The sequence below is a fragment of the Metabacillus sp. FJAT-52054 genome (assembly GCF_037201815.1).
In the GTDB taxonomy this organism is placed as follows: domain Bacteria; phylum Bacillota; class Bacilli; order Bacillales; family Bacillaceae; genus Metabacillus_B; species Metabacillus_B sediminis.
The window spans coordinates 4,031,739-4,046,976 of sequence record NZ_CP147407.1; the positions used below are offsets into that span (position 1 = coordinate 4,031,739).

General features: G+C 46.0%; 11 protein-coding genes, 1 pseudogene and 1 other annotated feature. Of the genes and pseudogenes, 6 read left to right on the forward strand and 6 right to left on the reverse strand.

Going from position 1 to position 15,238, the window contains the following annotated elements; translation table 11 throughout:
* Positions 1-3: 3 nt before the first annotated feature.
* A complete protein-coding gene (locus WCV65_RS20720) occupies positions 4-489 on the reverse strand; it encodes a DUF1456 family protein (protein ID WP_338779102.1) in 486 nt (161 codons plus the stop codon).
* A 164-nt stretch (positions 490-653) separates the two neighbouring features.
* Positions 654-872, forward strand: a binding site (T-box leader).
* 39 nt (positions 873-911) lie between these two features.
* On the opposite strand from WCV65_RS20720, the gene argS reads away from it, so the two are divergent.
* Together argS and WCV65_RS20730 are read left to right on the forward strand one after the other, a co-directional pair.
* Positions 912-2,765 carry an arginine--tRNA ligase gene (argS, locus tag WCV65_RS20725; protein WP_338779103.1) on the forward strand — a complete coding sequence of 618 codons (1,854 nt, stop codon included), beginning with the start codon at positions 912-914 and terminating at the stop codon, positions 2,763-2,765.
* 484 nt (positions 2,766-3,249) lie between these two features.
* Complete coding sequence (locus WCV65_RS20730) at positions 3,250-3,882, forward strand: 2OG-Fe(II) oxygenase (RefSeq protein WP_035410618.1); 633 nt, start codon at positions 3,250-3,252, stop codon at positions 3,880-3,882.
* A gap of 89 nt (positions 3,883-3,971) precedes the next feature.
* Here WCV65_RS20730 and WCV65_RS20735 read toward each other — a convergent pair whose 3' ends face one another.
* Entirely contained in the window at positions 3,972-5,471 is a 1,500-nt protein-coding gene (locus tag WCV65_RS20735) for a malate:quinone oxidoreductase (protein ID WP_338779104.1), read from the reverse strand.
* A 427-nt stretch (positions 5,472-5,898) separates the two neighbouring features.
* Between WCV65_RS20735 and WCV65_RS20740 the strand changes: the two are divergent.
* Positions 5,899-6,098 (forward strand): annotated as a pseudogene (locus WCV65_RS20740) (iron chelate uptake ABC transporter family permease subunit); the annotation flags it as partial.
* A 326-nt stretch (positions 6,099-6,424) separates the two neighbouring features.
* On the opposite strand, the gene WCV65_RS20745 reads toward WCV65_RS20740, so the two are convergent.
* A complete protein-coding gene (locus WCV65_RS20745; protein WP_338779105.1) occupies positions 6,425-7,843 on the reverse strand; it encodes a PAS domain S-box protein in 1,419 nt (472 codons plus the stop codon).
* 221 nt (positions 7,844-8,064) lie between these two features.
* Here WCV65_RS20745 and katG point away from each other — a divergent pair, with 221 nt between their 5' ends.
* The 3 genes from katG (at position 8,065) to WCV65_RS20760 (ending at position 12,258) form a co-directional block, all read left to right on the forward strand.
* Positions 8,065-10,278: a catalase/peroxidase HPI gene (gene katG / locus WCV65_RS20750; protein ID WP_338779107.1), complete on the forward strand. Its 2,214-nt coding sequence runs from the start codon at positions 8,065-8,067 to the stop codon at positions 10,276-10,278.
* A gap of 152 nt (positions 10,279-10,430) precedes the next feature.
* Positions 10,431-11,060, forward strand: coding sequence for a spore coat protein (locus tag WCV65_RS20755; RefSeq protein ID WP_338779109.1), 630 nt, complete (start codon positions 10,431-10,433; stop codon positions 11,058-11,060).
* Positions 11,061-11,217: 157 nt separating this feature from the next.
* Positions 11,218-12,258 carry a zinc-binding dehydrogenase gene (locus WCV65_RS20760; protein WP_338779111.1) on the forward strand — a complete coding sequence of 347 codons (1,041 nt, stop codon included), beginning with the start codon at positions 11,218-11,220 and terminating at the stop codon, positions 12,256-12,258.
* Between the two features lie 59 nt (positions 12,259-12,317).
* Here WCV65_RS20760 and WCV65_RS20765 read toward each other — a convergent pair whose 3' ends face one another.
* The 3 genes from WCV65_RS20765 to yiaA all read right to left on the reverse strand — a co-directional run bounded on the left by WCV65_RS20765 (position 12,318) and on the right by yiaA (position 15,194).
* The gene (locus WCV65_RS20765; protein WP_338779113.1) at positions 12,318-13,190 is read right to left on the reverse strand and encodes a Cof-type HAD-IIB family hydrolase; all 873 of its coding nucleotides are present in this window, start codon (positions 13,188-13,190) and stop codon (positions 12,318-12,320) included.
* Between the two features lie 211 nt (positions 13,191-13,401).
* Positions 13,402-14,523, reverse strand: a complete 1,122-nt coding sequence (locus tag WCV65_RS20770; protein WP_338779116.1) for a hypothetical protein — start codon at positions 14,521-14,523, stop codon at positions 13,402-13,404.
* Positions 14,524-14,723: 200 nt separating this feature from the next.
* Positions 14,724-15,194, reverse strand: a complete 471-nt coding sequence (gene yiaA / locus WCV65_RS20775; protein ID WP_338779118.1) for an inner membrane protein YiaA — start codon at positions 15,192-15,194, stop codon at positions 14,724-14,726.
* Positions 15,195-15,238 lie beyond the last annotated feature (44 nt).

A 15,238-nucleotide genomic window follows, 5' to 3' on the forward strand; every position in this document is an offset into this window, starting at 1 on the left:
TTCCTATCCTCGATATTTAACCGCTAATCCTTTTAAGAAATTACGGGCATATTTATCTCCGCATTCTTTATAGTTTTTGTGGCCTTCTTTCCTTAACAAGGCGCCAAGTTCACCCTTTGTTACCGTGACTCCGGCAAGTTCTAACACCTCAAGCATATCCTCCGCTGTTAAGGATAAAGCGATTTTCACCTTTTTTAACAGGACATTATTGGGATGTATGAGTGTCATTTCAGGTTTTTCAGGCTGTCCTTGCTGATTTTCCTGCTTTCCTCTTTTAAACACAATAAGGCCGTTTAAAAATGACTCGAACATGAACGGACTGCACGGGATGTGATTGTCATCATCCTCTTCATCACTCGATTTAGTAAGGATTTTGCCAATATCTTCTCTCGCAAATTCAATGCCGCCGTATCCAAAGATCTCTTCCACCTCAGAATTTCTCAAATCAAGTGCATATCGTAAACGTATTAAGCGATCATTATTATCCATATTGTTCGTTATCTCCTGTTAATTGACTGCTTTCGGAACAGTCAATCGCGTATTTTCATTCTTAAAACATTAGTCTAACACGATGAAAGTCAGTTTTATATAGAGGTCCTCACGAAACAGGATTGACATTTTCTTCAATTTGGATATACTGTTACAAAACATATCGAAATTCAAGGACTGGGAGAGTATCTGTTAACTGACGTCAAAGCGAGCCGGGGCGGTGAAAGCCGGTACTGCGTTAACAGGGAAACGGACCCACGAGAATGGCTTCTGAACGCTTATAGTAGGAGGCCACGGCTAAAAACCGTTATTTTGCTAAAGTGGTTAAACAGATGTTTAACAACAAGAGTGGTACCGCGAATGCTTAAGCCTTCGTCTCTTTTACAGAGACGGAGGCTTTTCTATTTTGAAGGAGGGATCAAATGATTAGCCAAGTAATTGCAGGCAGCATGGAAAATGCGGTTAAAAGTCTTTTTACAGAGCTCGGTCTCGTCTATACCGAGGATCTAAAGATTCACATTGAGCAGCCTGCCAATCTGGAGCATGGAGATTATTCCACTAATATTGCGATGCAGCTCGCTAAATCCCTGCGCAAAGCGCCGATTGTCATTGCCGGGATACTAAAAGATAAGCTGGAGGAGGGCGGCAGCGCAAATCACCTGGTGAGCAAAATTGACATTGCACCCCCGGGATTTATCAATCTGTATATAGATTGGAAACAATGGGCTAAAGAAGAATTCGCCCTGCCTATGAATACAGGTGAAAAGGCCGTGATTGAGCATACATCCATCAATCCGAACAAGTCCGCACATATCGGCCATCTGAGAAATTCATGCATTGGCGATGTCCTCGTCCGCCTTTTGAAAAGAACCGGATACGATGTCGAGGTGCACAACTATATTGATGACTTAGGAAATCAGCTGGCAGATACGGTTGTAGGCATTTTGAACATCGCTGAGAAAAAGGAGCACTCCCGTTTTGGAGACTTTTGCTGGGATATCTACTCGAAGGTCAATAAAGAGTACGAAAAGAATCCGCCTCTGCTGGAACAGCGGACGAACATTCTGCACGCCATTGAAGAAGGAAAGGATAATCTATCGTGGGTCGGTTCCCTTGTTGCTGAGCGGATTGTCCGTGAGCATCTTGAAGAAATGAATGAATTCGGCATAGGCTATGACCTGCTCGTGTGGGAAAGCAATATTGTGAGGGAGGGATTTTGGGCTTCCGCGTTCCAATTGCTGAAACAAACAGAGCAATTTCACCGTGAAACGTCCGGCAAGCTTGAGGGGTGCTGGGTTTTAAAGCAGCCTTCCTCTGAAAGTGAAGCGCCTGATTCCGAACATAGCCTCGACAAAGTTTTGGTTCGTTCGAACGGAATTTTGACGTACACCGCGAAGGATATCGCCTACCATCTATGGAAATTCGGTTTGCTTGAGAACGATTTTTTGTATAAGCGCTTTACAGAAGAGCTTTGGACGACGAGCTCCAATGGAACCCGTTCATCCTATGGGAAGGCCGATCTTGTCATCAATGTCATCGATTATCGCCAGGAATATCCGCAGGCGATGGTCAAGCAGGCGCTCGAAATTCTTGGGTATGCAGAACAAGCCGAAAAGCTCCGTCATGTAAGCTACGGCGTGGTGTCCCTAAGTCCCCGTGCTGCCAAGGAGCTCGGCATCGACACCTCCAACGGCAAAGCATCGTATGCGATGTCAGGCAGACAGGGAATCGGCATCAAAATAGCTGAGTTGCTGGACCGGATGGAAAGCATCATCGACCAGACCCGTTCAGAGAAAAACGGGCTCTCAAGCAGAACAATTGCCGCGGCATCCATCCGCTACTACCTGCTTCGCTTCAGCCTGCTGACCGAGGTCGTCTTTGACATCCAGCAAGCCACCGAGGTAACCGGAAATACAGGCGTCTACTTAATGTACTCCCACGCCCGGGCAGCGAGCGTTTTAGCGAAAGCCGGAGCAGAGATCAACATAAAACCAAGCGAAATCAGCCATCTGGAAAAAGCAGAATATGCCTTAATCCGCCACATTGCGGGATGGCCGGATACGCTGAAATCAGCCTTCAGCGAGCTTGCACCAAGCATCATCTGCACCTATACTCATGAACTCGCCACCCTCTTCAACAACTTCTACGCCGCCTGCCCGATCATGAAAGCGACCGATGAGAAAAAAGCCTTAAGACTATGGCTTACCGCTCAATTTAAAGAAACGATGGGAGATGCGCTGGAGATACTTGGGCTGCCGGCGCCTGAGCGGATGTAGGGTGATGGTTGAGTATATTGGTAAAGTATGAGTGACGCACGGTGTTCCGGGCGTCTCTTTATTCTGTTTGGAGACAGGAACTGTCGTTTTGCCCGTAATCGACATGAAATTGCCCGTAATCGACACGAAACCGCCCGCTATCGACATGGAATTGCCCGTAATCGACACGAAACCGCCCGCTATCGACATGGAATTGCCCGTAATCGACACGAAACCCCCCGTAATTGAAGGTGAGAATCCCGCAGGCACAAATCTGCTTTAGGGGCTGATCACATCCCACGGCTGCAGCGGAATTCAATAGCCCACTTTTTAACTTCTTTTTTCATCAAAAAATAACGAATCTTCAAAAATTTATAGAGATATAAGTCCGTCTTGATGATAAACTCATAACAATGAGTCGTTATTTTTTCATAGTTAAAAAGTTACACCTTTTTTTGAAAACGCTTTCTACCAATTAAAATAAAGAGGTTGATGAAAATTGGCAATGCAATTAAAGGAACAATCCATATTTAATCATAGCGGGAATAAAATCGTGACCGAAGACCGTGACATTTCCATCATTGCGAAGTTTGAGGAGCCCATGATTGCGATATTGGGAAATGTATTGAGTCATGAAGAGTGCGATGAACTTATTCAGCTTTCAAAGGAGCACATGAACCGCTCCAAGATTGGAACCGAGAGGGAAGTAAGCGGCATTCGGACAAGCAGCGGGGCGTTCCTGCCGGAAACAGAAAACGGGGTAGATGCCCGGATTGAAAAGCGGGTGGCCCAGATTATGAATGTCCCGGCGAATCACGGAGAAGGGCTTCATATCCTAAACTATAAGCCTGGTGAGGAATACAAAGCCCACCTCGACTATTTTAAGTCTTCCAAAGCCAACCATAACCCAAGAATCAGCACACTCGTTATGTACTTGAACGATGTCGAAGAAGGCGGCGAAACATACTTCCCTCATCTGAAGCTTTCCATCACACCGCAAAAAGGGATGGCTGTATACTTTGAATACTTCTATCAGGATCCTGCGATCAATGAATTAACGCTGCACGGAGGCGCTCCCGTCATTACAGGAGACAAATGGGCCGCGACCATATGGGTACGGAGAAAACAGTATCGGTAATACGAAAAAAGCCAGATAAGCCTCCCTTAGCAAACGGGGCTTACCTGGCTTTATTATTTAGTAATCTCTCTGTCTTTCAATCCTTACTTTTAAATGAGGACCAGTTTTTTTTTACTTAAACCAAGAGACTCTGCGGTTGAAGCAAAAACTTCTTGAAACAGGGCCGGATTGTCGGTCAGGGACATGCCGTATGAAGGAATCATTTCTTTAATTTTCGGTTCCCACTCACCCATATGCTCTGGGAAGCATTGATCCAATACTTCAAGCATGACTTGAACAGCGGTAGAAGCACCTGGGGAGGCACCGAGCAATGCAGCAATCGAGCCATCTGCGGCACTGACCACTTCCGTACCAAATTGCAGCGTTCCTTTACCGGCGTCTGTGTCTTTGATTACCTGAACGCGCTGTCCGGCTACAACGACATGCCAATCCCCGCTTTTCGCATTTGGAATAAACTCGCGCAGCTCTTCCATTCGTTTTTCATTCGACAGCAGCACCTGCTGGATCAAATATTTCGTCAATCCCATCTCTTTCACTCCTGCTGCAAGCATGGTGAAAAGATTATTCGGTTTGACGGAGCCGATTAAATCAAGATTAGAGCCCGTTTTTAAGAACTTCGGCGAGAAGCCGGCAAACGGTCCGAACAGCAAGGATTTTTTGTTATTTATATAACGGGTATCAAGGTGCGGCACAGACATTGGAGGAGCTCCGAGCTTTGCCTTCCCATAAACCTTTGCATGATGCTGCTCGACTACTTCCTGATTGCTGCAGACTAAAAACAGTCCGCTTACCGGGAATCCTCCAATTTGCTTCGACTCAGGAATACCGGTTTTTTGAAGCAATGGCAAGCTTCCGCCCCCGCCGCCGATAAAGACGAATTTCGATGTGTGGTATTCCGTTATCCCACTTGCCATATTGTGCACTTTCACTTCCCAAAGTCCGTCACTCGTGCGTTTAAGATCCTTCACACTATGCTTATAGTGAAGCTCCACGTTTTTACTTTGCAGGTGATCAAACAGAATGCGGGTCAGCGCACCAAAGTTCACATCTGTTCCGGAATCGATCTTAGTTGCAGCCAAGCGTTCATTCGCTGGACGGCCTTCCATAATCAGCGGCATCCATTCCTTCAGCTGTTCACGATCCTCGGAATATTCCATTCCCTGGAACAGAGGGTTTTGTGACAGCGCTTTAAAACGTTTTTTCAGAAAAGCAATATCCTTCTCACCCTGCACCAAACTCATATGAGGAATGGGCATGATAAAATCCTGCGGCTGACGAATCAGATTGCGGTCTACAAGATAGGACCAAAATTGTCTTGAAACCTGAAACTGTTCATTGATGTTAATCGCTTTTCCAATATCGATTGAGCCGTCCGGCTTTTCGGTTGTATAGTTGAGCTCACAAAGCGCAGAATGGCCCGTACCCGCGTTGTTCCATTCGTTCGAGCTTTCCTCTCCTGCTTTTGCAAGCTTTTCAAACACTTTAATTTCCCATTCAGGTGCTAACTCTTTCAACATCGCTCCAAGCGTTGCACTCATGACTCCAGCACCAATTAAAATAACGTCTGTTTTTTTGCGTATGCTGCTCATTATGACCTTCCTCATCCCCTAAAGTTGTATAAAAGAGCAGGCACTCCTGCCTGGATGCACCAAAAAGCGCGCATCCCCGGACCCCACCCAGGAACAAACATTTTCTGCCTCATTTATAATAACTATTATCTGATAATTATAAACTATTTTGAAGTAATTAAAAAGTTGGAATTTCGGAATAATGGGCTCGGTTGAGCAAAAACATACGTTACATCCCTTAAAACGGCCGTTTGACTCTCTTAATCTTTTTAAATATGGAGGGAAATTCTATGTATACATCTTCGGATTCAATCACCGGGAAGCAATCGTTCCATCCATTTCTTTTTCCCTCATCATTTCCCACACTAATTCGCGGTTTCGTTTTTGGAAAACTTCATTGCGTGAAGAGACCATGGCAAACTTCTGCGCTGCCCGAATTTTTCTGCTAGCTGATGTGGCGATCGCCGTTTTCTTTTTGTTTTTCCCGATGAACCGGGATCGTTTGTGTATCTACTTGCACTCGTCGCCTTTATAGGAGCCATCGTAACGGCTTTCCTTATTTATTCGCTGGCCTATGACAAAAAAACCGGGCTGCAGCCGGTGCGCCTCGTGCTCATCGGGGTTGGATTTTCCATAGCCCTATCAGGAACGAAAAAATAGGAAACAATCAGTTGATACAAAAATTTTTCTACTGATACGTCTAAATTCACGTATTATAAGGTATCCTTTTAATAACTAGCCCCTTCCATAGTGTAGCTCTGATATGGTTGTGTTTCACAAAAACCTAACCGCATTAACCTACGACGATATGAGTAAGGGGCTGGTTTTGCTAATGGTTTTCTCATGCGGGGATCTTATCTGTCCCGCTCATTAATACAATTGACATTCTTTATACAGCAAGAGCCATTCTGCAATGAGAATGGCTCTTTTATTTATTTATTTTTAGCAAACTCTATTTCACTAGTTTCGCTGCTTTAGGGCAGCGGAAGATAAATCTTCACAGTCGTTCCTTCGCCTTCTTCACTTTGAATATCCAATTTTCCATGATGGTTTTCGATGATGTTCAGGCTGGTCATAAGTCCTAGGCCGGTGCCTTTTTCTTTCGTTGAATAGAAGGGTTCGCCTATTTTAGCCAGCCTTTCCTGCGAGATTCCGCAGCCATTATCCTGAACTCTGATACAAATAAACTTCTCCTCTATTAATACCAATACAGAGACGGTTCCCTGTTCTTCTAATGACTCCAAAGCGTTCCTTATTACATTTAAGAGGACTTGTTTTAAAGAGTTCTCATCCCCAACGATCAGCGGAACGGTTTTAAGCTTCAGGGTAAGCTGCTTATTTTCCATGGATGCTTCCGTTTGCATGAGATTTACGACTTGTTCAACGAGCTGATCCATGTGAATGGTATCCATTTTTCGATTATTTGGCTTTGCCATAGATAAGAACTCTGTAATAATCGTTTCAATCCTCTTTATTTCGGTTAGGATGACTTCAATAAACGCTGGATTATATTCTTTAGTCTTGGACAATAAGGTTATAAACCCTTTAATTGGTGTAAGCGGGTTGCGGATCTCATGGGCTACCGCTGCGGCCATTTGCCCCACAATCGCAAGTCTTTCCGATTTTCTCAACAGCTCATATGTTTCAATTCTTTGCTGTACGTCTCTAGATATCGAAATGAGTTCGGTGAGTTCTCCCGTATTTTCATCAAGAACTGCCTTTATTTCTGTATCAACCCAAATATAGGAGTCATCTGATCTTCTTACTCTATAGGAAACGACGGGCATAGCTTGTTTATTTGTTACGATTTGAAGATGATGGTTTTTGACTGTTTGTATATCCTCCGGATGAATGAAGTCATAAGGATCGCATCCAATAAGCTCACAAGGCTCATAGCCCAATAAGGTTTTGAACGAAGGCGAGATGTATTGGTAACGTCCATTAACATCGTGAATCATAATCAAGTCGGATGAATGCTCCGCCAATAATCTGTATTTTTTCTCACTTTTTATTAGAGAGTCGCTTATGAGATATTTTTCCGTTGAATCGATTACCTGTACATATAAAAATTGCTTATTATCGTCCTGGTCAGATAGTAGAGAAACGTTCAGTGTCCCGTGTAATTGCTTGCCAGATTTATGAATATAGCATTTCTCTATCTGGTAATTGGATCTTTTTCCGGCTATTAACTCCCGCATCATGTGCAGATCCCGTTCATAATCCTCTTGAGGGGAAATATCTTTAAGAGTCTTCGTTGCCCATTCTTCTCTTGTATACCCTAAAAAATCGAAAAAAGCCTGGTTCTCGAACGTAGTTGCAAAATCTAAGGATGTTAGAATTTGCGGAACGTGAGACTGCTCAAATACTTCCCTAAATATTTCAGACCGTACCATCATAGCCTCCTAATCTTGCCTATTACATCAAGAATATTTTACCAAATCCTAAGATGCTATACAAAAGAATTCCAGGCTGGCATTCTATTAAAAGACTTCACTCAAACGCTTCTAGCTTTGAATTACCGATTTTGTCCACTATAATATAAAGTAAGAATTATCTTAATTGTCCAACTATTAATCTCGCAATTTATGGTCCAAAACTGGGAGGAGAGTTGTAAATGGAAAATAACAATAAGCCTGATCAAAAGGAACATACGTCTGCCGGACAGTGTCCTGTCACTCACCACAAGGATAGTGCGATTACGACGTCAAAGGCTCCGCGGGGAACGACGAATAAGGAATGGTGGCCAAATCAGCTGAATTTAAACGTTCTTCGCCAGCATGACAAAAAATCCAATCCAATGGGAGAGGACTTTGATTACCGTGAAGAGTTCTTAAAGCTTGATTACGATGCGCTGAAAAAGGACCTTCATGTGCTGATGACAGACAGCCAGGATTGGTGGCCGGCTGATTATGGCCATTACGGTCCATTCTTTATCCGCATGTCCTGGCATGCAGCAGGTACATATCGTACGGCGGACGGACGCGGAGGCGGCGGTTCAGGATCCCAGCGCTTTGCCCCTCTGAACAGCTGGCCGGATAACGTGAATCTTGATAAGGCCCGCCGTTTGCTGTGGCCTATTAAGCAAAAGTACGGAAACAAAATTTCCTGGGCGGACCTGCTTGTCTTAACCGGCAACGTGGCTCTTGAATCCATGGGGTTAAAGACGTTTGGTTTTGCAGGCGGCCGCAAAGACATCTGGCATGCGGAGGAAGACGTGTATTGGGGTACGGAAAAAGAATGGCTGGCGGACAACCGTTATTCCGGCGACCGCGAGCTTGAGGATCCGCTTGCTGCTGTGCAAATGGGGCTCATCTATGTGAATCCTGAGGGACCAAATGGAAAGCCTGATCCGCTCGCAAGTGCCCGTGATATTCGCGATACCTTCGGACGGATGGCGATGAATGACGAGGAGACCGTGGCCCTTATAGCCGGAGGCCACACATTCGGGAAGGCCCACGGTGCAGGCGATCCGTCTCATGTCGGTGACGATCCGGAAGCAGCGGATCTCGAAACACAAGGCTTAGGCTGGCTTAGCTCATACGGAAGCGGAAAAGGGCGCGATACGATTTCAAGCGGAGTAGATGGCGCCTGGACGACGAACCCGACTACGTGGGACAACGGCTACTTCGACCTGCTTTTCAGCTATGAGTGGGAGCTGACGAAGAGTGCGGCAGGTGCCTATCAATGGACGCCTGTTGATATGGCGGAAGAGCATATGGCGCCGGATGCAGAGGATCCATCCATTCGTGTGAAAACGATGATGTCCACGGCCGATATGGCCCTCCGTATGGACCCGGAATACGAAAAGATCTCCCGACGCTATTATGAAAATCCGGAAGAGTTTGCCGATGCATTCGCACGGGCATGGTTCAAGCTTCTCCACCGCGACATGGGACCTAAAGTCAGGTACTTAGGCCCGGAGGTTCCAGCTGAAGAGCTGATCTGGCAGGATCCCGTTCCGGCAGTGGATTATGAACTGTCTCACGATGAAGTGGCTGAACTTAAAAATAGAATTCTCAGCTCAGGACTGACTGTTAGCGAGCTTGTGAAAACTGCCTGGGCTTCAGCAAGCACCTACCGCCATACCGATATGCGCGGCGGAGCAAACGGCGCCCGGATCCGACTGGCTCCCCAAAAGGACTGGGAAGCCAATGAACCGGAACAGCTGGCAAAGGTTCTTGGGGTGTACGAAGACATCCAAAGCAAGCTGACTGTGAGAGTCAGCCTGGCGGATCTCATTGTACTCGGCGGCAGCGCAGCCATCGAAAAAGCCGCAAAAGACGCAGGCTTCGACGTTACCGTGCCATTTACGCCAGGACGCGGCGATGCGACAGAGGAGCAAACCGATGCTGAAACCTTCGATGTATTAGAGCCCGTCTCAGACGGATTCCGCAACTACCAGAAGAAAGAATACTCAACCAGTCCGGAGGAAATGCTCGTCGACAAAGCCCAGCTGCTCGGCTTAACCGCTCCAGAAATGACGGTCCTGCTAGGCGGCATGCGTGTTCTCGGAACCAATCACGGCGGCACCAAACACGGCCTGTTCACCGACCGTCCAGGCATCTTAACGAACGATTTCTTTATCAACCTGCTCGACATGCGCACAGAGTGGAAATCGATAGGCTTCAACCAATACGAAGGCCGCGACCGCAAAACGGGAGAAGTCATCCGTACAGCTTCACGCTTTGACCTTCTCTTCGGCTCCAACTCAGAGCTCCGCGCTCTCGCGGAAGTGTATGCACAGGATGACAACAAAGAGAAATTTGTCCGTGATTTTGTGGCAGCGTGGGTGAAAGTGATGGACGGGGATCGGTTTGATGTTAAGTAAGTAACGGCTAATTTATTTGAAAAGGAGACTCCCGTAAAACATTGCGGGAGTTTTTTTGAATAAAATTGCCCAGACCTCTGCGGACATTCGGGATATATCCCTTCATCAGGGACATGATAGTAACCGAATGTTTAAAAACAGGAGGGAAACTCATGCAAAACCAAAACATGGATCAAAACGGTCAGCAGCAGATGCCCAACATGCAGCCGAATTCTACATATTCCAGTGACCATGGAGGGCATGAACTGTTTGATGCCCATGAAGTCATCGCCGGAATCATTAGCATGCTAGATCAATACCAAATGTACGAGCAGCATATGAAGGATCCAGAGCTGAAGGACATTGCCCAACGCCAGTCTGTATTTGTTACCCAGATGTACAATACCATTGTAGAAGCCTTTTCCACGGGACAAAAACCGGCTGTTTCAACCCAGGTCTATAAAATGACGCAAAATAACGATGCCGTTTACGGAATAAAGCCGGGCCAGCCGAAGAAGCCCAACCAATCCGTATCCGAGCTTTCCGATCAGGGGCTATCAGCTTACATGCTCGGCAACACCAAATCATTGGCCACCCTCTTGGCCATGACAGCACTGGAGATGACCAATCCTGTGCTGCGCCGCGTCATCGCCGACAGTGTTCCTAACTTTATCGAGCTAAGTTACGAAATTTTCCTTTATCAAAACAAGCATGGCTACTACCAGGTTCCGCAGCTGATGCAGCAGGACATGAATGCGATGCTGAACAGCTATGCGAAAGCACCGGGGAATATGATGCATTAACGGGTAAGGGCTGGGACATCTTATGGTCCAGCCTTTTTATTATTAACCCCTCTTGAAGCAGTTTCGTATAAGAAAAACGGTCTTCCCATATATAATGGACTTGAATCACGACTTCTTCCCTTACATACGAACTCAATAGATGAAAGGAGAGCGTTCAATGAAAGCAATCCAAGTAACCGGTTACGGCGGTATAGAGAAGCTCGAGCTGGCCGAACTGCCTATTCCGGAGCCGAAAGACCATGAAGTATTGGTTCAGGTGAAAGCCTGCGCCATTAACAATACGGAAATCTGGATGAGAGAAGGGGCTTACGGAACCGGAGCTAAATCAGGATGGAAGCCGGAAGGCGTGAACTTTCCCAGGATACCGGGTTCCGATATAGCAGGCAGAATCGTGAAGGCGGGGCATGCGGTGGATGATGCGATGATTGGAAAAGACGTTGTCCTCTTTCCTTTTACCTCCAGTGGAGAACCAGGTCTCGAGCATATTTCAGAAGACATGTCCTTCGTCGGTTCTGAATACGATGGCGGCTATGCGGAATATGTGGTGTGGCCGGCAGACCTTTGCTATGAAATGCCACTTCCTGATTATACGGAAAGTGCGGTTTTTTCCGTCAGCGGCTTGACGGCATGGCATATGAATGAGCAAATCCAGATTCAGCAAGGGGATACCATATTGGTCACGGGGGCAAACGGCGGAGTAGGCTCCTTAAATGTCCAAATCGCCTCCCGCGTATTCGGAGCCAAGGTCATCGCCATTGTCGGCGATTTGGCACTGGAAGAAAGAATGAAAGAATTAGGTGCCTCACATGTACTGTCCTATAAATCCGGAAACCTTGCTGAAGAAATCCAGGAAGTGAACGGCGGTCCGATTGATGCTGTCCTGGACGTTGTCGGAGATCCCCTGTTCTCCACCTCCCTGGAAGTTCTGAAGAATGGCGGGAAGTTCTGTACCTCAGGATCCGCCGGCGGCCAAAAGTCAGAACTTGATCTCAGAACGCTCTACTTAAAACACATCACCCTCTACGGCTCCGTCTTGGGGACCAGAGAGGAGTTCAGACGGATGCTCCGCGCGATATCCGAAGGAAAAATCAAGCCGGTCATTGACCGTACGTTCCCTCTTGAGGAGGCAAAGGAAGCGCAGGTTTATTTTAAAAATTCCGGGAAAGCGGGAAAGATTGTGCTGCTTCCAGAGAATTGATTTTTCCAACAAAAAAACTCGTCATCCATTGACGAGTTTTTTTGTCTTTATCCGGTCCCTTATACCAAACCCTCCGGCACCTTACCTGCGTTTAAAACATGCTCAATAGCATGCGCCACTCCATGTTCATCGTTCGTTAACGTAACAAAGTCACTCTTACTTTTGATTTCATCAACCGCGTTGCCCATCGCAACAGAGAATCCAGCTGCTTCGAACATTGGCACGTCATTGAACTGATCGCCAATTGCAATGGTATCTTCAAGAGGAATATTGAAGTACCGGGCCATAATCTTCAGGCCGTTTCCCTTATTTCCATTGAAGTTCATCACTTCAATATTAAAAGAAGAAGATGACGTGACATAGCCCCCCTCAATGGCTTTCGCGGCCGTCAATAACCGGCTCTTTTGAACGGGATCCAAAACGAGCATAAAAAACTTCTGAATCTTTAATTCCTGATCCATCAGCAGGCTCTGAATGCTATCAAATGTTTTCGATTCATCCGGCATATGAGTCATCTTGCCAAAGTTCTCATCCACATAATATTCCTCCGGTACAGCTCCTGAAGAAAGAACGTGTTTTAAGCGCTCTGGCCACTCCCGGTGAAAATAAATGCCTTTATTCGTGTAAATTTTAAAAGGAATGGCTTCCTTCTCCGCTTCTTCCGCAATGACTTGATTCTGCAAATCCGTTAACGAAGTCAGCTCCAAAAGCTTTCCATCCGCAAATACAGCCGTTCCATTGCTTCCGCCGATCGGAAGCGTCAGGCCATACCGCCCCATAACCTCTTGAATGGACTCCGGCGCCCTGCCGGACAACACCATCACCTTATGCCCGAGGCTCTGGGCCTTCTTAATCGCTTCTATATTTTCAGGACTGATCTCATTCCTGGATGATAATGTCGTTCCATCCATATCAAGTGCAAATAATTTCATCACTATTTCTCCTTTCAGAGCAAATACATCTACTAAATTATAACTCTTTTGAACGGGTAACAAAATGGAATTGCTTAGCAATATATTTTATTAGAAAAATAAAATTTGGGAAGAGTGGGATATAGCGATTTCAGGGAACAAGCTTTTTTGCTATTAGAAACCCCAAAAAACACAGCGGCAAAATGCCGCTGCGTTTTTTATGTACATGAACTTATTGATAATTAATAAATGACGGGGCCGGGTCCAGCGCCAGTACCTCTTTTGGCGTCATGACCGGTTTGTCATTTTTAAAGAACAGCTTGAATCCGCCGTATTGAATGGGCTGGCTTTGCACAAGCAGATGATAGCCTGATGTTTTCAGCGATGGCGCTCCAAATCCGTCACTATTTAACACAACCTCCACATTTTCGGCCGGTTGAATGGCGCTCTTGTTGCTGATGATTTTATCCGCAAATTGATGGACCACGACAACTTTGTCTGGAAGTCCGTTCTCAGCAGCAAGTTTTGATACATATTTGATTGCTTCCTGAACATTTTTCCCATCTACATGACCCAGATTTTCTCCGGGGACCTGCCCTTGTTTCACGTGAAACTCCGTATCGATGGCTAAATGAATGTTTGGTTTTTTTAAATATTTTTCAAGGGCCTTCACCTGATTCATAATAGAATCACGGCCAAGCTGCACATCTAAAAAAAGAAGCGCATTATTTTCTTCTGCGAGCTTCGCATACTTCTCAATATCGGCCTCCGGCGTATAGTGGACATAAAGCCCCTTATCCCCAGGGGTGCGCTGAGCGATGGTCGTAATCAGTTCAATCGCAGGAATCGCAGGTCGTTCAGGATCCAGCTCTGAATAAGCGCGAGTTTGCTTCATCAGCTTATCCATTAAATCCTCCGGGCTATGTTCTCCCAGTATCCCCATATTAATGGAATTTGGATTTCCATAAAAGGCAACGATCCGCGAGTCCTTAAGCGGTCCCTCTGTCTGATCCGCTACATCCTTATGCAGGGTCTGACCTAAAGGCACGCTTCTCTCCCTGCTGCCTCCATGGGCTTCTGCTACTGTAATCTTAGCCAGCTGTTCCTTGGTATAATTCGTTTCCAGCGGCTTCGCCTTTTTGGAAGGCTCGATCTCCTTATAATTCGCGCTCAAGGCAAACCTCGGAGAACTTGCTATGCTTTCTGTGTCATAGTACGGATCCTTTGAGGTTAATTTCGACTCCTCGTTCATCTCCGGCATCGTTTCTTGTGAAGTAGCTGCCTCAGAACAGCCCGCTACCATTAAAAACGGGATCGCACCTAACCAAAATCCTGCCCTTATTCTTTTCTTCAAGTTATCTCACCTACTGTTTAGTATTTCATCTGCTGAATTCGACAATGAGTCTACGAGTCTATGATAACTGAATATGAGAAACTATTCAGGGGTCCTTCTTCACAAATGAATGATTCCTCCACGAAAACTGAATTTTTTTCGATGCTAATCTAGCTAAATAAAAAAAGGGCATTACTGCAAGCAGCAACACCCCCGTATTATTAATCTCTTCCTCTAGCAACCTGCGTATCCCGAATGTTTTTCTGAATCGTAATGGCCGCAAACAAACTAAGTACAAACGCCATACCGTAAAACCCTTTTTCACTCAAAACAATACTCCCGGCATTATAAAGTCCGATTGCCATCAAGGCGATCGCTACAATCACCGCAAACCAGCTAAGCCCGTAATAGATCCCCGAAACCGGAATATCCTCGTCCTTATCCCTTACCGCTTTTTGCAGGGACACAGCTGCATACAATCCAAATACCAGCACAGCAAAGTAATACCCCTTCTCATTCAGCTCCATGCCGGCATTAAATAAGCCAATCAGATAAGCAGCAACTCCCACGACCAAAGCAGCCCAGCTCGCCCCTTTAAAAGCAGCTGTCGGTTCTCCTTCTTTTCTTTCCACCTTGATCTTTGGGCTCTTTTCATCACCCATCAATAACGGGCTCTCATTGTGATCAGCCATTATTTCGCTCCCCTTCACAGTCATTGAGTATGTATATGCCTATA